The 24429-nt window shown below is 38.7% G+C and carries 18 protein-coding genes; 2 read left to right on the top strand and 16 right to left on the bottom strand.

What is annotated here, in order from left to right:
• The first annotated feature begins 6 nt into the window (after window positions 1-6).
• Window positions 7-1839, top strand: a complete 1833-nt coding sequence (locus tag I3217_RS12075; protein ID WP_435050016.1) for a GNAT family N-acyltransferase — start codon at window positions 7-9, stop codon at window positions 1837-1839.
• 91 nt (window positions 1840-1930) lie between these two features.
• On the opposite strand, the gene I3217_RS12070 is transcribed toward I3217_RS12075, so the two are convergent.
• The 15 genes from I3217_RS12070 to I3217_RS12000 form a co-directional block, all read right to left on the bottom strand.
• On the bottom strand, window positions 1931-3382 hold the full coding sequence (locus I3217_RS12070) for a TolC family protein (RefSeq protein WP_435050015.1): 1452 nt from the start codon (window positions 3380-3382) through the stop codon (window positions 1931-1933).
• Window positions 3375-6617: an efflux RND transporter permease subunit gene (locus I3217_RS12065; RefSeq protein ID WP_435050014.1), complete on the bottom strand. Its 3243-nt coding sequence runs from the start codon at window positions 6615-6617 to the stop codon at window positions 3375-3377. The genes I3217_RS12070 and I3217_RS12065 overlap by 8 nt, the downstream gene beginning before the upstream one ends.
• Window positions 6618-6639: 22 nt before the next feature.
• A complete protein-coding gene (locus I3217_RS12060) occupies window positions 6640-7725 on the bottom strand; it encodes an efflux RND transporter periplasmic adaptor subunit (RefSeq protein WP_435050013.1) in 1086 nt (361 codons plus the stop codon).
• Window positions 7726-7889: 164 nt separating this feature from the next.
• Entirely contained in the window at window positions 7890-8276 is a 387-nt protein-coding gene (locus I3217_RS12055; RefSeq protein ID WP_435050012.1) for a hypothetical protein, read from the bottom strand.
• 281 nt (window positions 8277-8557) lie between these two features.
• On the bottom strand, window positions 8558-9241 hold the full coding sequence (locus I3217_RS12050; protein WP_435050011.1) for a YtxH domain-containing protein: 684 nt from the start codon (window positions 9239-9241) through the stop codon (window positions 8558-8560).
• Between the two features lie 59 nt (window positions 9242-9300).
• Window positions 9301-9687, bottom strand: coding sequence for a VOC family protein (locus I3217_RS12045; protein ID WP_435050010.1), 387 nt, complete (start codon window positions 9685-9687; stop codon window positions 9301-9303).
• A gap of 5 nt (window positions 9688-9692) precedes the next feature.
• Window positions 9693-10148, bottom strand: coding sequence for a DUF1801 domain-containing protein (locus tag I3217_RS12040; RefSeq protein ID WP_435050009.1), 456 nt, complete (start codon window positions 10146-10148; stop codon window positions 9693-9695).
• A 24-nt stretch (window positions 10149-10172) separates the two neighbouring features.
• Window positions 10173-11111 (bottom strand): 2-hydroxyacid dehydrogenase, encoded by a 939-nt coding sequence (locus I3217_RS12035; RefSeq protein ID WP_435050008.1) that lies wholly within the window; start codon window positions 11109-11111, stop codon window positions 10173-10175.
• A gap of 106 nt (window positions 11112-11217) precedes the next feature.
• The gene (gene mgtE / locus I3217_RS12030; RefSeq protein ID WP_435050007.1) at window positions 11218-12591 is read right to left on the bottom strand and encodes a magnesium transporter; all 1374 of its coding nucleotides are present in this window, start codon (window positions 12589-12591) and stop codon (window positions 11218-11220) included.
• Window positions 12591-13376 (bottom strand): 16S rRNA (adenine(1518)-N(6)/adenine(1519)-N(6))-dimethyltransferase RsmA, encoded by a 786-nt coding sequence (rsmA, locus tag I3217_RS12025; RefSeq protein ID WP_435050006.1) that lies wholly within the window; start codon window positions 13374-13376, stop codon window positions 12591-12593. The genes mgtE and rsmA overlap by 1 nt, the downstream gene beginning before the upstream one ends.
• Window positions 13377-13379: 3 nt before the next feature.
• Window positions 13380-13706: a DUF4286 family protein gene (locus tag I3217_RS12020; RefSeq protein WP_435050005.1), complete on the bottom strand. Its 327-nt coding sequence runs from the start codon at window positions 13704-13706 to the stop codon at window positions 13380-13382.
• Window positions 13688-14221 carry a GNAT family N-acetyltransferase gene (locus I3217_RS12015; RefSeq protein WP_435050004.1) on the bottom strand — a complete coding sequence of 178 codons (534 nt, stop codon included), beginning with the start codon at window positions 14219-14221 and terminating at the stop codon, window positions 13688-13690. Before I3217_RS12015 ends, I3217_RS12020 begins: the two co-directional genes overlap by 19 nt.
• Window positions 14222-14223: 2 nt before the next feature.
• Window positions 14224-16002 carry a tetratricopeptide repeat protein gene (locus tag I3217_RS12010; protein WP_435050003.1) on the bottom strand — a complete coding sequence of 593 codons (1779 nt, stop codon included), beginning with the start codon at window positions 16000-16002 and terminating at the stop codon, window positions 14224-14226.
• Between the two features lie 457 nt (window positions 16003-16459).
• Window positions 16460-17731: a serine--tRNA ligase gene (gene serS / locus I3217_RS12005; protein ID WP_435050002.1), complete on the bottom strand. Its 1272-nt coding sequence runs from the start codon at window positions 17729-17731 to the stop codon at window positions 16460-16462.
• 223 nt (window positions 17732-17954) lie between these two features.
• A complete protein-coding gene (locus tag I3217_RS12000) occupies window positions 17955-18911 on the bottom strand; it encodes a bifunctional riboflavin kinase/FAD synthetase (protein WP_435050001.1) in 957 nt (318 codons plus the stop codon).
• Between the two features lie 162 nt (window positions 18912-19073).
• On the opposite strand from I3217_RS12000, the gene I3217_RS11995 reads away from it, so the two are divergent.
• Window positions 19074-22406: a reprolysin-like metallopeptidase gene (locus I3217_RS11995; protein ID WP_435050000.1), complete on the top strand. Its 3333-nt coding sequence runs from the start codon at window positions 19074-19076 to the stop codon at window positions 22404-22406.
• A gap of 88 nt (window positions 22407-22494) precedes the next feature.
• Here the strand turns inward: I3217_RS11995 and I3217_RS11990 are convergent, their stop codons facing one another.
• A complete protein-coding gene (locus tag I3217_RS11990; RefSeq protein WP_435049999.1) occupies window positions 22495-24429 on the bottom strand; it encodes a M43 family zinc metalloprotease in 1935 nt (644 codons plus the stop codon).

The raw sequence follows: 24429 nt of genomic DNA, 5'->3' as shown, positions 1-24429 counted from the left end.
GTTATCATGGCCAAAAAGAACGAAAAAGGATTAGTTACAGCAAGTGAGGTTGCCAGTGCTATTAATTTAGAGAAATTTGGGTTTCTCGGTACTTTTATGGGGTGGAGCTTAATGAAAGTTCTGAAAATTTCTACCTTAAATAAATTTTATTTAGCGAATAAACATCTTAAAGACGTTGAGTTTCTGGATCGTATTTTAAACGAATTTAATATAAAGTTTGAAATTCCGGAAGAAGATTTAAAACGGCTGCCAAAAGACGGTGCATATATTACAGTGTCAAACCATCCGCTGGGAGGAATAGACGGTATTTTGCTTTTAAAGCTAATGCTGGAGCAGCGTAACGATTTTAAAATCATGGCCAATTTCCTGTTGCATCGGATAGAGCCTTTAAAGCCTTATATTATGCCGGTTAATCCTTTCGAGGATCGTAAGGATGTAAAATCCAGTGTTACCGGGTTTAAAAATGCGTTGCTGCATCTTAAGGAAGGGCATCCGTTGGGACTATTCCCTGCCGGAGAAGTGTCTACGTATAGAGAAGGAAAATTAGTGGTGGATAAACCCTGGGAAGAAGCAGCATTAAAACTTATAAAGCGGGCCGAAGTTCCTGTCGTGCCTATATATTTTCATGCTAAAAACAGCAAACTGTTTTATAGGATGTCTCAAATTAGTGACTCCTTAAGAACGGCAAAATTACCATCGGAAATGCTGTCGCAAAAGCGTCGCGTAATTAAAGTGCGTATAGGAAAACCCATAACTGTTGCCGACCAGAAGGAGCACGTAACCTTACCGGATTATTCTGAGTTTTTAAGACGGAAAACGTATATGCTGGCGAATGCATTCGAGGATAAATCGAAAATACTGCATAGTTTATCTTCAACCTTAAAAACCACAAAACCGCCAAAACGCATTGTAACGCCTGTCGATACAATTTTAATGAACGAGGAGGTAGAGCAGCTGCGTAAAGACGATTGTCGTTTATTACAAAGTAAAAACTACGAGGTGTTTCTGGCAACGTCTCAGCAAATTCCAAATGTTTTACGAGAAATCGGGCGTTTACGCGAAATTACATTCCGCGAGGTGGGAGAAGGCACCAATGAGTCTATAGATTTAGATAAGTTTGACAATTATTACCATCATATGTTTTTATGGGACGACGATCAGAAAGTGATTGCGGGTGCTTATAGAATGGGCCTTGGTGCAGAAATTTTTAAGAAATTCGGTATTGATGGGTTTTATCTTCAGGATCTGTTTAGGTTCGAACCCGAGCTTCATAAAATGATGAGTGAGTCTATAGAAATGGGGCGCGCCTTTATCGTTAAAGAATTTCAGTTAAAACCGATGCCGTTATTTTTATTGTGGCGCGGTATAGTACATACAACGTTGCGTTACCCGGAACACAAGTATTTAATAGGTGGAGTAAGTATTAGTAATCAGTTTTCTAATTTCTCAAAGTCTTTAATGATTGAGTTTATGAAATCGCATTACTACGATCCGTATGTGGCGCAATACGTGCGACCAAAAAAGGAATTCAAGGTAAAATTAAAAGATGCCGACAAGGATTTTGTATTTGATGCTACTGAAGCTGATTTAAATAAATTCGATAAAATAATAGACGAGGTCGAGCCAGGGAATTTAAGGTTACCAGTATTACTTAAAAAATACATTAAACAAAATGCCAAGCTGGTTGCTTTTAATGTAGATCCTTTGTTTAATAATGCCGTAGATGGCCTGATGTATATTAAAATAGCCGATTTACCAGAAAGTACCGTACGTCCTGTTATGGAAGAATTTCAGGAAGAACTGGAACGCAGATTTTCGGGGAATGGCGAGCAGGTTTAAACTTGTTATAAATTTGAATAGAATTAAAAAAGCTGAAGTATAATAACTTCAGCTTTTTTTGTGGATTTGGGGCGTGTGGCTAACACATTTTTTAATTCCAGCCTCCGCCTAAAGATTTATACATCTGTACAAAAGCTGTCATCTGCTCTTTTTTGGTCTCTACTAAATCCATTCTGGATTCTAAGGCATCACGCTGGGTAAGTAATACTTCCATATAATCTGCTCTGGCCGATCTAAAGAGTTTGTTTGTAATGTCTATAGATTTGGTTAAGGCCTCCACCTGTTGTTCTTTTAAGGCGTAATTATGTTTCAGATTATCGATGTTCGATAATTGATTTACCACTTCGATATAGGCATTTAAAATGGTTTTTTCGTAATCGAATACCGCCTGTAATTGTCGGTCGTTGGCATTGTAGTATTCCGCTTTAATTGCATTTCTGTTAATTAAAGGGGCTACCATATCTCCAATAACATTATACAACAGCGATTCCGGTGTTGTTGTAAGATATTTTAAATTGAAGGCCTCAAGTCCCACGCCGGCTTTAAGAGTAAAAGCAGGATAGAAATTGGCCTTGGCGACTTTAGTGTCTAATTTAGCCGCTTGTAATTCGTATTCGGCTTTTCTAATGTCCGGGCGATTGGCAAGTAACTGAGATGGAATGCCAACGTACAATGAATCCATTTCGCGGTCTATAAAATGTTCGGAGTTGCGTTGTACAGACTGTGGAGCGCGTCCGATTAAAAAGTTGATTCTGTTTTCGGTTTCCACGATATCCTGTTTTACAGCAAAGCGCTCACTTTTATTTTTAAAGACTTCGGCTTCTAATCGTTTTACGCCAAGTTCTGTGGCGCGAGCCGCTTGTTTTTGAAGCACTACGGTTTTTAAGGCGTTATTCTGAAGTTTCAGGTTCTGTTCAATAATATTTAATTTATTGTCCAGAGCCTGCAGTTCGAAATAGGATGCTGCGATTTCTGAAATCAGATTGGTAACCATAAAGTTTTTACCTTCAACCGTCGATAAATACTCCATAACAGCTGCCTTTTTAGCATTGTGCAGTTTACTCCAGATATCCAGTTCCCAGGTTGCAAATGCGCCCACACCGTAGTTTGGCAGGGGTTCCGGAAATTCTTCGCTAGGTTTAATATCGGTATTGGCATCGTTGGCGCCCTGACTTGTATAGCGTCCTACTTTTTCTACTTCGGCACCAGCCTGAATGTCTACAAAAGGTAAGTATTCTCCTTTTCTGGCTTTGATTTCATTCTGAGCCATATCGACCTGTTGCAGCATGATGTTGAGTTCCTGATTGTTTACCAAAGCAGTATCAATAAGCGCAATAAGATCCGGGTCTTTAAAATAGTCCTTCCATTTAATTTGAGCCGAATTTACAGTGTCCTGGCTAACTACCGTATTAAAATTATCAGGCAGAGCAACTTGTTCATCTCTGATTTCCCGTGTTGGAACACAGCTGTAAAAGGCTGTGCCCAACAGGGTAAGAACAAAGGCAAATCTTAAATTTATGTATTTGAATATATGCTTATTCATCGTTATTTCTTTTCATTAGGTTTTTTAATTTCTCGTTAAGTACCTTAAGTTTTTGTTTAAGATTGCTGTCTTCTTCATGTCGTCTTATAAATTCTTCCGACATAGGTTCTGTACTTTCATCTTTAATTAAACTGCTCCCGGCAGCCATTTTTCCAAAAACATAGTAAAGTCCCGGAATGATAATAACTCCGAAAAGGGTTCCCAGTACCATACCACCCATGGCAGAACCACCAATGGTTTTGTTTCCAATAGCGCCTGCTCCATGAGCAATAACCAGTGGAATAAGTCCGGCGATAAAGGCAAAAGAGGTCATTAAAATTGGTCTGAAACGTTGTTTTGCACCTTCAATGGCAGCATCGAATACCGTGGCGCCCTGCCTGTTTTTAAGTACAGCAAATTCTACAATTAATACCGCGTTTTTACCGAGGAGTCCTACAAGCATAATCATTCCAATCTGGGCATACACATCGTTCGATAAGCCCATTAATTTTAGTAGTAAGAATGAACCGAAAATACCTACTGGAAGCGATAGTAAAACGGCCAGAGGCAGAATAAAGCTTTCGTATTGTGCGGCCAGCACGAAATACACGAATAATAATACGACTCCAAAAATGTAAAGGGCATCGTTACCGCGGTTGGCCTCATCGTAAGACAGACCTTCCCAGGCAATATCGTAACCTCGAGGTAATTTTTCTTTCGCAACTTCGCGAATGGCGTTAATGGCATCGGCACTGGTGTAGCCTTTGGCTGGTAAGCCTCGAATGGCAGCGGAGTTGTATAGGTTGTAACGCGTAATTTCGTTTGGGCCTAAACGCTTTTCCATTTTCATAAACGCCGAATAAGGTACCATTTCGCCTTCTTCGTTTTTAACATACAGTTTTTCAAGGTCTGTTGGTAGACTTCTGTATTCCGGAGCGGCCTGAGTGTACACCTTAAAAAACCTGCCGTATTTAATAAATCCTTGTTCGTAGGTACTACCAATAAGGATGTTGAGGTTCTCCATGGCTGTTCCAATAGAAACACCTTTTTGCATGGCGGCTTTATTGTTAATTACAAGTTCGTACTGCGGATAATTGGCAGAGAAGAAGGTAAATAGCCCTGTTAATTCCTTACGTTTTCCTAGTTCTTCAAGGAAGTCGTTGTTTATGTTCTGGAATTGCTGATAATCGGTCGAATTCGTTTTATCCAGTAAACGCAAGGAGAAGCCTGCAGATGAACCGAAACCGGGAACGGCCGGTGGTTCAAAATATTCAATAGTCGCTCCGAGATCTTTAGATTCCTCTTCCAGTTCTTCCATGATTTCATGAACAGAATGCTTTCTTTCCGACCACGGTTTTAAGTTTATTAAACAGGTACCGGCGTTAGATCCGCGACCTTCAGTCATGATTTCATATCCCGCTAAAGAGGATACCGATTCCACGCCATCTATTTCCTCGCAAATGGTCTGTAATTTTCTGGCCACCTGATTGGTGCGTTCAAGAGTCGCTCCCGGAGGGGTTTGTATAATGGCGTAAATCATACCCTGGTCTTCACTTGGGATAAATCCGGCAGGAAGTACTTTATTGGTAAAGAAAATACCAACACAAAAGGCTATAAGTAAACCAAAGGTTAAGACACGTCTTGCCACAATTTTGTTTAACACCTTAACGTAACGCCCTGTAAGTTTTTCGAAACCGCGGTTAAACCAGTCAATAAATTTATCGATGATTGATTTTTTGCGTTCCTTACCATGATTGTTTTTTAACATCATGGCACAAAGTACCGGAGTTAATGTTAAGGCTACTGCAGCCGAAATAACAATTGAGCCCGCCATAGTTATGGAGAACTGGCGGTAAAATACACCCACAGGTCCCGTCATGAATGAAATAGGGATAAATACAGATACCATTACCAGTGTAATAGCCAGAATGGCACCACCTATTTCACCTAAGGCTTCCTTAGAGGCCTGATAAGGCGTAAGGTGTTCTTCTTCCATTTTAAGATGGACGGCTTCTACCACCACAATCGCATCATCGACCACAATACCAATGGCTAATACTAAGGCGAATAAAGTAATCAGGTTTATGGATAGTCCAAATAGCTGCATGACAAAAAATGCACCGATAAGCGAGACGGGAACAGCAATAATCGGGATAAGAGTAGAGCGCCAGTCACCCAAGAACAGGAATACCACAATGGCAACTAAAATAAAGGCATCACGTAAGGTATGTAATACCTGTTCTATGGAAGCATTAAGGAAGTTAGAAACGTCGTAACTGATTTTGTAATCTACGCCCGGAGGAAGGTCTTCCTTAAGTTCTTTTAATTTGGCTTTTACTTCGGCAATAACATCACTACCATTACTGCCAACCGTTTGTTTTAGTACTATTGAAGCCGATGGTTCTCCGTCCAGATTCGAATAGATATCGAAGAATTCACTTCCAAGTTCAACATCGGCAATGTCTCCCAGTTTTATAATTTCACCTTCCGAATTAGCCCGGATGATAACGTCTTTATATTCTTCGGGTTCGTCGTAACGGTCTCTATAGGTCAGTACATATTCCAGAGATTGCGATTTTTTACCGGAGCTTCGTCCAATACGACCAGGTCTAGCTAAAATACTCTGATCCTGCATGGCTTCTAAAACTTCCTCTGCCGAAATGTTGTAGGCACGCATACGGTCGGGTTTTAACCAGACACGCATGGCGTATTTACGGCTACCCAGAATTTGAGCACTTGCAATTCCTTTAATACGTTGTATTTCCGGAATAATACGCGTGTAGGCATAGTTATATAAGAATTTCTCGTCGTTGTTCTTATTCTTAGTGTACAGGTTAACGTACATTAACATACTGGGTTGGACCGGTGTAATAATAACACCTTCGCGTTGAACCAGCTCGGGTAGTAAAGGCATAACCTGATCAACTCTGGTTTTTACCCGTACTACAGCATCGTTAGGGTCGGTTCCCGGATCGAAAATGATACGCAGGGTTCCTTCTCCTGCACTGGTAGCGTCTGATGCGATATAGCGCATACCTTGTACACCGTTAATAGCAGTTTCTAAAGGAATTAAAGTTGATTTAACCAATACATCGGCACTGGAACCCGGATAAGCAATAAAAATGTTAACCGTTGTAGGGGCAATTTGAGGGAACTGCGATATGGGTAATTGTTTTATAGCCAGCAGTCCCGTAAATACGATAATTACCGATATGACTATGGCCAGTACCGGTCTTTGTATGAATCTTTTAAACATGATGTTTCGTTTTAGAGGATGACTACTCGGCGTACATGTCTAGGTGGGCTAAAACCTCGTCTGGTTGTTCCAGCTCGTATTTTATCTTCTGACTGTCTTTTACTAGGCGAATACCTTCTAGAAGAATCTTATCGCTTTCCTTAAGTCCATTTTCAACAACAAAAAGGTTAGGGAGTTCAGACCCTACTTTAATTTCGCGTTGTCTTACGATGTTATCCTCGTCTATTACAAAAACATAATGTTTATCTAAAACTTCAAAAGTTGCTTTCTGTGGTATAATCAGAGCGTGTTTTAAAGGAATAGTCATTAACACGGTCCCGGTTTCGCCGTGACGTAAAATACCGTCGGGATTCGGGAAGGTTGCTCTAAAGGCTATGTTACCGGTTTCGTTATTAAATTCACCTTCTATCGTTTCAACCACACCATCCTGATTAAATTTTCGGTTGTTGGCCATTAACAGGTTTACATGTTGTTTTTCGCTGGTATTGGCGGCATTCATAATGTAATCCAGATATTCGGCTTCAGGAACGTTAAAGTACACCCACATTTTGCTGTTGTCGGAAAGCGTAGTTAATAATTCGCCTTCGTCAAGCATACTGCCTTCTCGTACGTGTAAATGGTCCATGAGGCCATCGAAAGGCGCTCTGATGTTGGTGAAACCTAAATGCGTTTCTGCCAGAGTAACCTCGGCTTTAGATTTGTCGAAATTTGCTTTCGATAAGGCTAATTCGTTTGGCGATACCACCTCGCTGTCGGCCAGTAATTTTGTGTTTTCATATTCTATAGATGCTGCTTCGTTTTCGGCTTTGGCCTTTTGTAATTCTGCCTGATAAATGTTAGGCATAATCTGGAACATGGCTTGTCCCTTTTTTACATGCTGACCTTCGTCTACAGATATTTTTTCCAGGTAGCCTTTTTCCATTGCGCGAAGTTCGATGTGGCGAATGGCGTGAATCTGACACACATAATCCTGAACTATTGAAGTGTCTTTGTAAACGGGATTGGTTATTTGAAATGTGCGTTCTTCTTGTTTTTCTTTTTTGTGAGAGTTACAACTTACAGTGCATAATAAGCCTACAAGGCCAATGAAAATTGGTATGTTTTTCATAATAATCTTTGCTTTTAAAAGCGTTACAATTTTTTTAAATACTAGGGAATACGTACAGGAATGCACAAAAGGGTTATGTCTTAGCAGTATAGTCGCCTGCAAAGATACTATTGTGTATGTGTACTAAAGAAAAGGCTGTTAGCAGCCTGTTAATCGGTTTTGAATCAAATTCGAAACACCTCAAAGAGAAGATATAATGAGGATTTGTAAGTTGTTACATGAGAAAAATCTTTACCCAGAGGTAAAGTTGTATTTGTATAAATAGAAAATGCTGAAAGCTGAAAGTACTTAAGCTTGTTGCTGTAGTTTTGACTTTCTACAAACTTTCTGGAAGACGTACATTCAAACTCTTCATTTTCATTTTCGATTAAATGCCTGTGCTTAGAGTTAAGACCAAAATCCTGGAACGCAGAATTAGATTTAACATAAGCCAGATCTAAATGCTCAACTTTGTTTGACTCTGAACTGGAAATATAGTGTAAAATCTCGCTATTGGATGGCGAGAAAAATGCATGCGTATACTGCGGTCCGAGGACACACAATAATAGCATACACAGAGATACTATATTTCTAAAAGACTTTTGCATAGCAGATACAAAACTATATGTATGCAACTATACAAACAAGTGTGTAACTATAAAATTTTGTTAACAGGCCTTGTGTATTTAAAATTATTTTAAATGTGTTTTTTGTTTATGGTTTTGTATATCAGTGTTTTAAGTGCTTTTTTTGTTTTAAAAATGATTTGAGTTAGTACTGATGATTTCTTTGGAATTCGTTTTAAATCAGGATGTAAGGCTAGGAATATAATGGTAGCCAAGGTTAAAAACCGTTATAATCCCTTAAACCATTCCTGAAACTTGTCGCCTAAAAGGAATACTGGTTTAGTGTTGTTTCCAAGAGCGTTAACTAAACTCATAATCCATAAAATAAAGGCAAAAAATCCGATAACCACACCAATTACGGGAATAAAAGCGAGAAGCCCTAAAAGGCCGATGCCTAATACCTGACGGATGTAAAACGAGGCAAATTCTGTTTTGTTCTGGCCATTTAAAACAAAAGCTATAATCCAGCCAATTATAGTTAAATGGGCAATAATAGCTACATTTTTACCATCGTTAAGTATGCCTTTAGCATCTTCCGCAAAGTCGTTTGCCGCTTTTTTACCTTCACTGGCAAATTCATTGGCTTTTTCTTTTGCTTCTTCGTAAGTCTTTTTAGCTTCTTCAGAAAATTCGTGGCTTTTCTTTTTGGTTTCTTCCGAAAACTCATCGAATTTCTTCTTCGATTCGTCTGAGAAGGAATTTGCTTCCTTTTTCAGGTGTTCAATATCTTCTTTTATTTCATCTTTAACCTCAGACATTTTTTTCTTGGCTTCATCAATAGCGTCTTTGGTGTCGTCTGACAGGTTATCTGCGTCTTTATTTATGCTTTCGGCAGCATCGGAAACTGCTTTCTTAGCATCATCTATTTTGTCGTTTAGATTTTCTCCTAAGTTTTCTTTATTATCACTCATAACACTTTTGTTTTTAGTGGGTTGTAGTGTAAATAAAGGTAGTAAAAAATTAAATTGAATTATAAAAAAGCACTATCTATTGGTTCCCAGAGTTCAATTTTATTGCCTTCAGGATCCAGAATCCAGCCAAATTTACCGTATTCGTATTCTTCGATGTCTCCGACAACTGTTACGCCTTCGGCTTTTAAAGTTTTTAAAAGCTCTGTAAGATTCTCTACTCTGAAATTCATCATGAAAGGTTTGTCGCTGGGATTGAAATATGTGGTGTCTTTTGCGAATGGTGACCATTGGGTGCTGCAATCCTTACCATGCTTGTCCTTCCACCAAAAGGTGCAACCGTAATCGTCTACCGGTAAGCCTAAGTGTTTGCCGTACCATTGTTTTATGGCATCTGGATTTTCTGTTTTAAAAAAGAAGCCTCCAAGGCCTGTTACACGTTTTTTCATAGTGGTTATTTTTTAATAGCGTTTTCGTAGGTTTCAATCCATTGTTCCGGCGTTATCCGGGAGGTTAAGTCAGCGATTAATTCAAAAGGAATGTCTTCTGGTTTTTTAAAACGAATACAGCTTTTCCCCATATCCAGCTTTCTTTTGCTGTATTTTGGATATTCTGAAGTAAACCAGTCCAGTAAATTCTTATCGGCATAAATACCACTGTGATACAGCGCGATAAAATTTTTCTGAGAGGCAATGTTAATAAAAGGAAGGGGAAGCTCTGGATTGCAATGATACCCATCGGGGTATAGTGCATGTGGTACGACATAGCCTATCATGCCATAGCTTATAGTTTCCTGAAATCCGTCTGGCAGATGTTGTAAAATAACCTGTCGTAATTTGGACATTGGGGCTTTTCGGTCTTCAGGAAGCAGGGCAATGTATTCGTCGGGTGTATTGGCGTCGTAAGTCATGAGGTTAATATTAACCTCTTAAAGTTAATTAAATTTTGCTTTAATTTTATCGACTATTGTCTGTGCCAGTTTAATATTACTTTCAATGGTCCAGCCTGCTACATGTGGTGTAAGCAACACATTTTCCGCCTGAATTAAATACTCAAAGGCTTCGGGCATAGTATTGCTTGTGAATAAATTCTCAAAAGACGATTTCTCATATTCCAGTACGTCTAATCCAGCTCCCAGAATTTGTTTGGACTTAAGTGCTGCTACCAGATCTGAAGTTACTACACTTTTCCCCCTGGCGGTATTTAAAAACCAGAATGGTTTTTTGAAGCCTTTAATAAAATTGCCATCTATCATATTTAACGTTAGCGGAGTTTGTGGTGTATGCAGGCTGACTATTTCTACACGTTTTTGAAATTCTTCGAGAGTGACCTGAGTGGCATTTTTATCGCCAACTTCGGGTTTAATGTCATAACACAGAACCTCTACATCGAAACCGAGGAGCTTCTTAGCGAAGGCTTTTCCCATGTTTCCATAACCAATAATACCTACCGTTTTACCATCCAGTTCCAGTCCGCGATTGGCTTCTCTCAACCATTTACCTTCCCGGACTTCGCGATCGGCTTTGTTTAATTTGTTGAACAAAGAAAGCAGCATCCCTAAGGTGTGTTCGCCAACGGCATTGCGGTTGCCTTCCGGTGCCGAGATAAGGTAAATGCCTTTAGATTGGGCATACGCGCAGTCTATATTCTCTAAACCGGCACCAACGCGTCCTATAAATTTTAAACGTGTTGCGGCATCCAGAAATGTTTTGTCTATAGTGAATCGGCTGCGGATAATAATACCGTCATATTCGTTTATCTTAGATTCAATTTCTGACTTGGTTGACGTAAAATCGTCATGATTTATATGACCTAAAGCTGTTAATTGTTCTTTTAAAAGGGGGTGGTTGCTATCCAGGTGAAGAATATTCATGATAATAAATTAGACTTCAAATTTACGAACTTTAAATATAAACCAGTTGAGAATAATTAAAGCAAGTTGAGTTTTAAAAGGGGATAAAGAAGCAAACAGGTTTATATTAAAACCCAAGAATTAATTTTGCTATTAAAAAATAGATTAAAATTCCGAATACGTCGTTACTCGTGGTAATAAATGGTCCGGTAGCAACTGCCGGATCCACGCCGCGATTGTCTAAAAATATAGGAATAAAAGTCCCTATTAACGCGGCCATAACAATTACAGAAATCAGTGCAATGCAAATGGTAGCGGATACCAGATAAGAGGTTTCGAAAATGAAGTGGCTTATTATTAATACTATGGCGGCAATGGCAACCCCATTAACCAGGCCAAGTATAAATTCTTTAAAAAGGCGTTTTAAAATTTCACCTTTAATAGTATCGTTTGCCAGACCCTGTACTACAATGGCCGAGGATTGTACTCCAACATTTCCAGCCGTGGCCTGTACCAGAGGAATAAAAATGAGTAGTTTCGGGAATTCAGTCATAGCATAACTGAATCCGTTTATAATACTTGCAGCGCCTAAACCGCCAAACATACCAATAAGTAGCCAAGGCAAACGTGCTTTTGTAAGTTTCCAGATGCTGTCGTCTGCTTCTACATCTCGTGTAATACCCGCAGCCAACTGGTAATCTTTTTCGGCCTCTTCTCGAATAACATCTACAATATCGTCGATAGTAATGCGTCCGAGTAGCGTTTTGTTTTTATCTACAACAGGTATAGCTTCCAGGTCGTATTTCTGCATGACTTTTGCTACCTCTTCGACGTCTTCATCTACATAAACAAAATCTACTTTAGGAATGTATACATTTGAGATGTGTGCTCTTGGCGAAGCGATAAGTAGGTCTTTTAACGAAAGTCGGCCTATAAGCTTTTCATTCTCATCGACCACATAAATCGAATGTACACGAGTAACATTTTCGGCCTGGGCACGCATTTCCTTAACACATTCGGTAACCTTCCAGTTTTCGTAAACCTTAACCAACTCTTTCGCCATAAGTCCACCAGCAACGTGGTCGTCGTAGCGTAACAGATCTTTAATGTCGCGAGCGTGTTCGTGGTCTTCAATCTGGGCGATTACATGTTGCTGTCTATCCTGTGGAAGTTCAGAAATAATATCGGCGGCGTCATCGGTATCTAATTCTTCAATTTCTTCGGCAATTTCTTTGGCCGAAAGGGTAGAGAGGATTTTTTCCCGGGTATCCTCATCCAGCTCCATCAGAACTTCTGCCGTTTTTTCACTATCCAGTAATTTTATTACGTAAATAGCGTGCTCAACGTCCGTTTCTTCTAAAATCTCGGCAATATCAGCATGGTGAAAATCGTTTAGTAACAGTAGGATGTTTTCATCATCTTTTGCTTCTACTAAACGTTCCACGTTTTCGATAAGCTCATCGCTTATTTTAAACTGAATATTGTCGTCGATTTCTTCCACTAATTTTGTGTTTTTAGGTCGTTGTCAATTCTTTTAGTTAAGCTTATAAACTGGTCAACAGAGAGTTGTTCCGGGCGTTGGCCAAAGATACTATCTTCTCTTAAATTATCACTTAAATTGAATGTTTTTAAACTGTTTCTAAGTGTTTTCCGGCGTTGCTGAAAGGCCGTTTTTACGATTTTAAATAATAAGGCTTCGTCGCAATCCAGTTTGTAATTTGTTTTACGGGTTAATCGCAACACTCCCGAATCTACTTTAGGCGGCGGATTAAAAACACTTGGCGGTACAGTAAACAAATATTCGGCATCGTAAAAGGCCTGAGTTAATACCGATAAAATACCGTAGGTTTTGCTACCTTCTTTTTCGCAGATGCGTTCGGCAACTTCTTTTTGAAACATCCCCGAAAATTCAGGAATCTGATCTCTTAATTCCAGAGTTTTAAAGACAATCTGGGATGAGATATTATAGGGGTAGTTACCGATTATAGCAAAAGGTTCGTTGTGAAACACCTCGTTTATGTCGTATTTTAAAAAATCCTTTTCAATAACACGATCGGCTAAATTCAGGTAATTTGCTTTCAAATATTCAACCGATTCCGTGTCGATTTCTATAACGTAGGTGGTTGTTTTTTTCTTTAGCAAATATTTGGTAAGCACGCCCATTCCCGGACCAATCTCCAGGACATTATTATATCCTTCCAGCGATAAGGTGTTTGCAATTTTTTCTGCAATATTCTCATCGGTAAGGAAGTGCTGTCCTAAATGTTTTTTAGCTTTTACCGTCATACCTTAGTGTTTTGTTGCTGTATACTCGTCTATAACTTCCAGTTCGGTTCTGAAAGACAATACGCGGTCTGCAAACTTTTTTAAAGTTTCTGCGCGCAGGCCTTCTGCATAATGTGCGTAATAGTTATCAAGATCTGCCTTGGATTTTGCTCTGTATTGTACCGAATAGGTGATACCTCCCATTTCTTCTTCTACAAGAACACGTGTAAGTTTGGCTTCGTAAAATAAACCGCAGGATAAAACTTGTGGAATATGTTCCTGTTTCATCCAGTCCAGCCATTGGTCGTGTATGCTTGAGTCTACATTAGACGTTACGTTGTAGATGTACATGTCTTTAAATTTTTTGCAAATAACAGTAACTCTTTGCCATCATCAAAAGGAATTACCGTTTTTTGGTAAGTTAAGCCTAATTTTTCAAGTAATTTAACTGAATTCCTATTAGTTGCTAATGCAATTGCTAAAATTTTGTCCAGATTAAATCTGGAGTGCGCTATGTTTAGAATGGCTGAGGCCGATTCGAATCCGTAACCAAAACCTTCATATTCGGGTAAAAATGCAAATCCAATATCTACACCATCCAGTTCAGGACGTTTTATGAGTCCGCAGCAGCCAATAGGTTTAAGGTTTTCAGATTTTAAAAGCACTTTGTAAAAACCAAAGCCATTGGTGGTATAACTTTTTATATGATTATTTAAAATATAGGCCTTGGCGTCAGCTTCCGATTTTATATTGCGGTCGCCAATAAATTTAAGCCAGTTTGGGGTATTTAAAAGTTCGATTACAAAGGCTGAATCATTTACAGTTAACTCCTCTAATTCTAAACGGTCTGTACTAACAATGTTCATGGTTACTGACTTATGGTGTCGCCGCGCAGACTTCTGTATTGTTTTCTCGCTTCTACAAAATAGATGCTGTCGGCAAAATTAAAAATGATATACTCGTAGAGTTGTTTTGCTTTTTCAGGTTGCCCTAAAACGTTATTATACAATTCTGCAAGCGCAAAATAAGCGTCGTCCGCTAAAAGGCTGTCCGGGAATCCGTTTATAATCTTATTATAATTATTTTCTGCCAGGTTGTATTCCTTTTTACTTTCGTAGAGCTTAGCCTGTTTGTATAGGGCGTTTGCTGCTATAGGTTCTGTAGCGTGGTCTTTTAACAGGGTGTTTAGCAGGGTAATAGATTCTGTGTTTTTATTCTGAAAAGCCAGAAAATCGGCTTTGGCATAAAGTTTTAAAGCGGTTTGTGTGGAGTCTTCATATTTGTTGTCTGAAATTAGAAGCTTTAAATCCAAGGCATCGTTGGCAATTAATTGTGATGTTGATGATTTTAAAATATTTAGCTGAGATTCTGCCCATTTAAAATCGCCTTTAAAATAACTGGTTCTGGCTACACGGTATCGGGCTTCCTGAGATATGGTACTGTTTTTTAACTGTTGTTGTATTTGCGAGTAATAAATCAGGGCCTCGTTAAATTTTTCCTGTAATACCAGAATATCGGCAAGTTCCAGTTTAACATCGGCAATCTGGTTTTGTGCCAGATTTAGTTTAAGCGTTTGTTTTAACAGGTTTTCTGCCTCTGTTGGCGTGTTAAGGTAGAAGGCTAAAAAATGTGCATATGCAATTTGTAAACCGAGGGTTTGTGTTTGATAGCCAAAGGTTTCAAATAATTTTAAATACTCCGATTTAATACCGTTATACGCTTTTGGATTTTCGATTTCAGTTTTAAGTTCTAAAAGACTGTAATGCGCCTGAAGCAGGGTTTCTGTGTCCTGAGCCGTTTTAATCACGTAATCGTATATTGTTAAGGCAATATCTGTATCTTCATCGGTTCTGGCTATTTCGGCTAGTTGAATTATGCGGTCCAGGCTTTCGGGCGCTCTGTTATAAATCGCTTTTTCCTGCATAAAGGCCTTGTTAAAATCTTTTTGCTGAATAAAGAGCCAGCTTAACAGGTCGTTCCATATTAATTCCGGATTTTCCTGAATTTTAGTTAGCAAAATTTTGCGCAACTTACTATTGTTTTCGCTAGTACCGTCTTCTGTTAGAAAGTCACTGAAAGCGCGTTTAATCTCGTCGATATACGTTGGGTTTTTTTCCAGAAAGTCTATATAGCTAACAAACATTTTTTCGACATTGCCCTGTTCCCCGTAGATTTGAGCAAGCTGCATATTAAAGTTGAGGTTTTCATTAATACTCATAGCTTTTTCGTACGAGCGAATGGCCCAGTCTAATAAGGAATGATTCTGAAAACTTCGGGCAACCGAAAATACATAATTAGGATTTTCGTCTATACTGGAAAATGCAATATTATAATTTTTCACGGCGTTTTCAGGCTGTTCCAATAGTTGATAATTGTAGCCAAGCTCGACGTAAAATCCGGGGTAATTTATTTTTTGTAATGTCTCCAACAATAAATCCTGAGCTTGCTGATATTGTTTTAATTGCTGGTGAGTTTCCACAAGGGCTGTGGTGTAACTAATATTTAACGGACTTCTGGAATGCAGTTTTTTATAAGACAGCAAGGCCTTTTCGAAGTCTCCGTTTTTAAAATATTCTTTGGCAATAATATCTTCCTGCGAGAAGACGCAGGTACTTAAAAGCAGGAAACAAAGGATTAGAAATCTCATAGTTTTACTTTCTTGTAAAGATAGGGAAGTGTGTTTTAAGAAATGAAAAATAAGGGCATAAAAAAATGCCTGAAAAACAGGCATTCCTACCAACCAAAATAAAAGTGCTATTAATCTACTGTCAATTTAAGTATGATTCAATTACTCGATTGGATTTTCTGTATGTATTATGGATAAGTCACCGAAATTTCATTATCGGCTCGACTTTTTATGATTTCGAAATCTGATGTTAATACTTTGCTCGCTAAAATAATAAGCACTACCATCAAAATAAGTCTAATAAGATTTTTCATAATCGTAGGTCATTAATTTGGTTCTACGAAATACGAAAGAATTATTTAAAATACAAAATTTTGTAAGGCTTATTCGTTAAACAACGCTTATTTTTATCGCTTGGTCGAAATATTTACGGTTTTATTCGAAAAAAATGTAAGTAAAAATTCAAGTTTTATTTTAATTAATCAATAATTGAAAATCCGGTATACGGTACTAATACCTCTGGAATTTCGATACCGTTTTCGGTTTGGTAATTTTCTAAGATTCCTGCTAGAACCCTAGGTAAAGCCAACGAGCTTCCGTTTAGCGTATGCGCCAGCTCGTTTTTACCATCTTTATTTTTAAATCTTAATTTTAAACGATTGGCCTGGAAGGTTTCAAAATTAGATACGGATGAAATTTCTAACCAACGGTCCTGAGCAGTAGAAAACACCTCGAAATCGAAAGTAAGAGCAGAAGTAAATCCAAGGTCACCGCCACATAATCTTAAAATACGGTAAGGCAATTTAAGTTCATCTAAAATAGATTTTACATGGTCTACCATGCCATCCAGAGCTTTATATGAATTTTCCGGGTGCTCTACACGTAGAATTTCAACTTTGTCAAACTGGTGTAAACGGTTTAGTCCTCTAACGTGAGCACCGTAACTTCCTGCCTCGCGTCTAAAACATGGTGTATAACCCGTAATGCCTATAGGCAGGTCGCTTTCGTTTAAAACTACATCCCGGAATATATTGGTTCCTGGTACTTCTGCAGTAGGAATCAGATACAGATTATCGGCAGTAACATGGTACATCTGACCTTCTTTATCCGGTAATTGCCCGGTTCCAAACCCTGAGGCTTCGTTAATTAAATGCGGCAACTGGTATTCGCTATAACCTGCTTCTGTATTTTTATCTAAAAAATAGGCAATTAATGCACGTTGTAAACGGGCACCTTTACCTTTGTATACAGGAAATCCGGCTCCGGTTATTTTGTTACCAAGCTCGAAATCTATAATGTCGTATTTTTTAGCAAGTTCCCAATGCGGTAAAGCGCCTTCGAAAAGCGTTGGAATATCTCCCTTTCTGAATACTTCTTCATTATCGTCTTCTGAGTTTCCTGCAGGTACGGTTTCGTTTGGTACATTTGGAATTTTGTAAAGTAACTCCGTTAAAGCATCACTGGTGCTGTTTAAAGCATCGTTTAATTCTTTAGAACGCTCCTTTAAATTTCCGCTTTTCTCCTTTAAAATATTGGCTTTTTGGGCTTCACCACTTTTGTACAAGTTCCCGATTTCTTTCGATAAAGTGTTGGCTTCGGCTAAGGTGTTGTCTAATTCGGCCTGAGTACTTCTTCTGGTTTCGTCCAGTTCTAAAACTTTAGAAATCATTTCTGCAGCATCAATATTACGTTTTGCTAAACTTGCAATTACGTGGTCTTTATTGTCTCGTATAAAAGGTACTTGTAACATTCGTTTTAATTTTGGCGTTTCTTGTTTTGTAAAACAAGACCAGACTTTCCGCTGTATCTTTTTGCTTTTTATAAAAACAAAAAGGATGCCGCTGCAATCCTTAACGCAGGGTGAAACTTAAATAAGGAGCAAAAGTAATAAGTTTTTAGGTCGAAAGAAATAAAATAAAGCCCTATTTTATGCTCTAATCTGTCGATTGATTAAATTCTAATTCGTCTTGTTTCTAAGACGTTTTAGAGTTTATGTTATGTAAATGTTTAATGTAATTGAGCGATTGTTTTTCGTCTAACTGCAACTGGTGTTTTAAAGCCTCTACCGAATCGAATTTTTTTTCATCTCTTAAGCGGTGAAGGATTTCAATCTTTAAGGCCGCATTGTAAAGATTATCATTAAAATCGAAGAAATGAATTTCAATATGTTGTTTCGATGAGTCAGAAATGGTCGGGTTTGTCCCGATATTCATCATGCCGTAAACGGTTTTATCTTCAATTTCTGATTTTACAATGTATACGCCTTGTTTAGGGATAAGTTTATACGATTCTTCGATATGCAGATTGGCGGTAGGGTATTCCAGTTGTTTACCCAGTTTTTTACCTGAAATTACAGTGCCGTTTAAGCAATAGGCATAACCCAGATACGTGTTGGCTTTTTCTATATCACCGGCGTCTAAGGCCTTCCTTATTTTTGTTGAACTAACAGCAACTTCGTTAACGTCTTCTGCAGAAATTTCCTCGACCTCAAAACCGAATTCCAAACCAAATTGCCTTAAGTCGTCTATGTTCGCCGACCGGTTTCTTCCAAAGTGGTGGTCGTAACCAATAATTACTTTTTTTGCGTGTAACTGGTCTACCAAAAGAGATTTTACAAATTCTTCAGCGCTAAGTCTGGAAAATTCTTTGGTAAATTCCTGAACACATAAATAATCAACTCCAGACTGTTCTAAAATTGTACTGCGTTCGGAAATGGTATTAATTAATTTTATGTTGGCATCGTTTTGAAGCACCATTCTTGGGTGTGGAAAAAATGTAAGTACTACCGATTTTAAATTGGTGTCTTTGGCTGTATTTACCAATCGTTTTAATATTTTTTGATGTCCAAGGTGTACGCCATCAAAAGTCCCTATGGTAACAACGGTAGATATTTTGGAGTCTAGATTTTTTAAATTTCTGACTTTTTCCATTTAATTTATGCGAATAGTTAAGTTATATTTCAAAAAGTTTAAATTTGCCGCAAGTGCTAACTTTTAGAAGATTATGGTTTGCAGGCAAAATTACATTAGTTTTTGCAACCACCCTATTTTATTTTTTTAAAGTGCAGTTAAATAGTGAAAATAAAACAACCAATGACAAACAACTTTAAACTTGTGTTTTTGGTTTTGATACTTATGGGATCGTCCATATGTCAAAGCTTAACTGCACAAAATTCCTATTGGACCAAAGGTTCTGAAGCAGGATTAAAATCGGAACGAAACAATAGGAAGGTTCACCCTGAAAGCTATCAGATATTTAATTTGAACTTAAAAGTTTTTAAAGATATTTTAAATGCAGTACCGCTGTCTTCTGCTAAAGGTGCGCAAACGGGTACGGTTATCGAATTCCCTATGCCTGATGGAGCCTTTCAAAAGTTTTCGGTTACTGAAGCTCCAATCATGCAGCCTGAGCTGGCGGCTAAATTTCCGGAAATAAAAACCTATAAAGCTGTAGGTCTTGACGATAAAACGGCAACCATGCGTTTTAGTATAACGCCGTTTGGATTACACGTATTTTCGTTATCGGGAAAGCGTAGTTCTTTATTTATAGATCCATATACCACAGATGGACAAAATTATATGGTGTATGAGCGTTCGGCTATTAATGAAACACTTCAGGATTTTTCTTGTTTAACCGAGGAAAATATCGATTTATATAGTTTAAAACACGATGTGTCCGATGCTGCGGGATATGCGAACGATAAGGTGTTAAGAACTTATCGTCTGGCTTTATCATGTAACGCTAAGTACGGAGCTAAATTTGCTGGTCAGGGAACCGACGAAGAAAAAAAGGCACGCATACAGGCGCAAATGGCTGTTACTATTAACAGAGTCAATGAGATTTACGAACGGGATCTGGCCATTACGCTGGTGTTTATAAGTAGAAACGACGAGCTTATTTACTACGATGTTAATAACGATCCATGGGGATCAGAATTTAACCTTAAAACTCAGGAGGTAATATCTACTACTTTAAAGGATGAATCGCTTTACGATATTGGTCATAATTTTAATACCAGCGATGGCGGTAGTGCCGGTTGTATAGGTTGCGTGTGTACAGATGCCGTGGCTCCATATACCGGAAGTTTTTCGAAAGGACAAGGATATACAGGAACGCCAAACCCTGTAGGAGATGCGTTCGATATTGATTATGTAGCTCATGAAATGGGACATCAGTTTGGAGGGTATCATACTATGAATACCTGTTCGCGGTCAGGAAATGGTGCTACCGAGGTTGAACCGGCTTCAGGAAGTTCGATTATGGGCTACGCCGGAATTTGTGGAGAGACTAACAATGTACAGGAGAATTCCGATGCGCATTTTAATTATGTGAATATAAGAGATATTACAAATAATATTCAGCCAGATGGTAAAAGCTCCTGTGGGGCGCAAACTGCTTTAGAGAATGTAGCGCCGGTAGCTAATGCGGGTAGTGATTACGTTATACCCGTGTCTACACCGTTTGTATTAACTGGGACGGCAACTGATGTTAATGGGACAGCCACACTAACGTATAACTGGTCTCAAAATGATCCCGAAAAAGCACCGGCAGAAGGGGCGCCAAAATCGAACTGGGTTAACGGCCCTTTATACAGGTCGCATTTACCAACAGATTCTCCCAGTCGCTATATGCCTAGTTTAAGCGATGTAATAGCCGGAAATTTGACTCCAACCTGGGAGGTAACACCTTCTGTTGCCAGAACTTTAAATTTTGCTTTCACCGTGCGTGATAATGGTAGTGGATTTGCTTCAGGGATAGGGCAAACTCATGCCGATTTAATGACAGTAACCGTAGTAGATGGAACACCGTTTACAGTGGAGAGCCTGAATGAAAGCGATACCTGGTTTGTGAATACCAGCTATAAAGTTAGGTGGAATGTTGGGGAAACCAATCAGGCGCCAATCAATTGTGCAAAAGTAAATATTAAACTGTCTTTAGATGGCGGTTATACCTATCCGGTTTCTCTGGCCACTAATGTAGATAATAACGGAGAAGCTACTGTGTTAATTCCAGATAATCCAAGTACTACCTGTAGAATTATGGTTGAAGCGGCAGATAATATTTTCTACGATATTTCTAATGTAGATTTTGCTATCGCGCGTTCAGAACCTATGTTTTTATTAGGAGAATCAGATAGCAAGTCTACTTATGTTACCTGTCAGGATTCAGAGCATTTGGATGTTGAGCTGGATTATACTACTGTAAATGGTTTTACAGAAACCACCACTTTTTCCGTGGAAAATCTTCCAAAAGGTGTTGTTGCCAGTTTCAATCCGGAAACTTTAACAGCAAACGGAACTACTGTACTGAGGCTGTCTAATTTTTCCGAGGCAGCAATCGATGTGCACAGCCTTTCCGTCATAGGGACTTCTAATTCTGTAACCAAAAGCGCTGATGTTGCTTTTACCTTGAAATCAATTGTGGTTGAAGCTCCGGTACTGCTTTCACCAGCAGATGGTGTAAGTGAAGTAAATTTAGATGCAGAATTAACCTGGGAGTCTCCTGATTATGCCGAATTTTTCGAAATAGAGTTTTCAACTGTGGCTGATTTTAGTACCAATGTTAAAACGTATAAAACCACAATGCCAAAATTAACAGTAAACAACTTATCACCGGTAACCGACTATTACTGGCGTGTTAAGGCCGGGAATGAGTGTGCTGATTCTATGTTTTCTGAAATCTATAGTTTTACTACAACCTATTGTACCCGCTGTGAATCGAGAGGGGATACTGCATATGATTACCAGACTTCCACAACCCGTGTGGTGTTTAATACTATAGATAATGCTTCAGGAAAAACGGCTTACAGCGATTTTACAAATCTTTCAACCACTTTAAACCGCGGAGAGAGTTACGATTTAACAGTTCAGGCTAATACTTCTGGTAACTATGTAACACATACTACGGTTTGGATTGACTGGAATTACAATTGCAGTTTTGATGATGAAGGAGAAATGTATGATTTAGGAACGGCGGAAAATGTAGTAGATGGAATCACCTCAAATGCACCGTTTACTATTACCGTACCTGAAAATGCTGTGCTGACAGATAAAATGATTATGCGTGTCGGGACGAAATACAAAGAGGCAGCAAGTGCTTGTGAAATAGGTTTCGATGGAGAGGTAGAGGATTATGCAATCCAGGTTTTACCGACTTTAGATGTAAATGATCTTATGTTTGAAGAGTTTAAAGTATGGCCAAACCCGAATGCAGGAACCTTTAAGGTGTCGTTAACTTCAGATTCAGGGAATGTGATTAGTGTTGCGGTTTTTGATTTAAGTGGCCGACGTGTATTTTACAGATCTTATAGTGAAACAAATTCTTTTATGGAGACAATCAAACTAGGAGATGTCGCTTCCGGAATGTATCTTCTTGAAGTTAAGGATGGTCAACGAAGCGCTGTAAAGAAGATAGTTGTTGAGTAAGGTGTTTTTAAGGGAACGTCTTTTAAATAAAATAAAAGCCAGACTGAACTCGTGCAGTCTGGCTTTTCTATTTTAAAGTGAATAAACTTTAGTCTTTAACAAATGGTAGTGTTAACGATTGTTGCTCTTTTATAACTTTAATAAAATACATGCCGTTTCTAAATTCGCTGGTATTAATACTTAAGTCTGCTGTAGTATTAATTTGCTTTTGTATAATTAACTGGCCTAATATATTGTAAATGAAATACTGAGTTGGTAGCTCACTAAGATTGCTGACTTTTAGATTAAGATTGTTTTTTGCAGGGTTTGGGTATAAACTAATACCGTTTTTAAATGTTTTATCGTCGGTACTTAAAGTCTGGGTAGTAATGTTGATACGCTCCTCACTTTCAAATTCTCCTCCAGAATAAATAACAGTGCCATCTTCTGCGGTAAGTGTAAAATAACCTTCGCCGTTAGTGCAACACATGCCGTCTGCACCAGAATCGTTAATTACGAAAGTGTAACATTCATTTTGGTTTACTTGGAAGGATTTGTTTACTTTAAAGTTACCCCAGTAATTTCCTCCGCCCTGGTCTATAATGTTTCCATCGCTGTCTAAGAATTTCCAGGTCGTTTCTTTACCATTTTTATCGGTTTTTAATTTCATATTAATAACCGAGGTTGAGGTATAGGTACTGGTCATTTTGAATTCTTTAGATGCTTCATTATTACATGTTCTGTCATCTGTTTTTCCGTTAGGATTAGATGTTGAAACCACAAAATTGAAGGTGCCGCTCACGGTATTTATTCCGGGAAGATTTATTAACTCACTTTTTCCTGAGTCAATACTTCCTGTCCATTTATAATCAGATGAATTTGTATTTTCAATGCCTGAAGTAATCGTTAATTCTGTAAGTGGTAAAGTGCCATAGTTTGTAACTTTTACTGTTGCAATAACCTGTGTTCCACATTCCGGGATAGAAATTTCTGCCAGCTCTATGCTAGGGTCATTTTCAACGGGATCTGGGGCTTCATCTTTGTTAGATGTAACTAGGCTAACCCGTCTTGGAGAATTCGCTAATACAGCCAGAATACGTTCTTTCTGTCCCTGTGTGAAAATATTCATACAAGCGTCATTGGTGTAGTCCATGTAATTTTCGACCATGTCGTAAACAGGTTCAGTTTCTCCTTCTTCATTACAGGTATCAATGGCAGGGCAGCCGGTATTAGACTGCGAAGATAACGGGGTGTCTGCCACGTAATCGTCTAGCGAGCAACCACCGTCTCCCCAGATGTGGCGTAAGCCCAGGAAGTGACCTACTTCGTGTGTCATAGTTCTGCCCAGATTGTACGGAGCACTTAAATTAAAAGTGCCGTCATCGAAAGCAATACTTCCAAACGAATTGTAACGGCATACTACACCGTCTGAATTTGCAGCGCCCCCGTTAACTGGCATTCCATCTAAACCAGAGGCCGAAGGGAACTGGGCATAGCCTAATAAATCTGTTCGTGTAAGCACAACAGACCACATGTTTAAATAGTGTTCAGGATCCCATATTGTAGCCGGTTTTAATATGTCGTCAATATCTTCTTCGCTCCAGGTGGCACGTTGCATATTTACCCTGTCGATACCGTTTGTTGGGCATCTGTCCGGGGTTTGTTTGGCAAGAACAAATTCTATACCAATATCGGCACCTACAGGATTGTCGTTATAACCTGGTGTATCCATCATCTTTCTAAAGTCCTGGTTTAGTACTGTAATCTGAGATTCAATCTGGCTGTCTGTAATGTTTTCCATTTTGCCATAAGAATCGCCATCGTGAATCACGTGCACTACTACGGGAATCTGGATGATGCTGTTATCTGTGCGTCCTAAGGAGCGTTCGGCTTTGAGTTTAGTTATTTTAGGTGATAGCCAGCTTTCAAATTGAGTGTCGTCTAAACGCGACGGATGTTTTGATTGTAATCGTATTTCTGCATTTATAAATCCACATTGTTCCCCTTCGGCAGGTGTTAGCGTGTTATCTTGTGCATAACCCAC

Origin of the sequence: Formosa sp. S-31, from assembly GCF_051172795.1 — a bacterium.
Lineage (GTDB): Bacteria > Bacteroidota > Bacteroidia > Flavobacteriales > Flavobacteriaceae > Formosa.
Note: the sequence above shows the minus strand (reverse complement) of the source record. Positions and strands in the feature narration are given on the sequence as shown.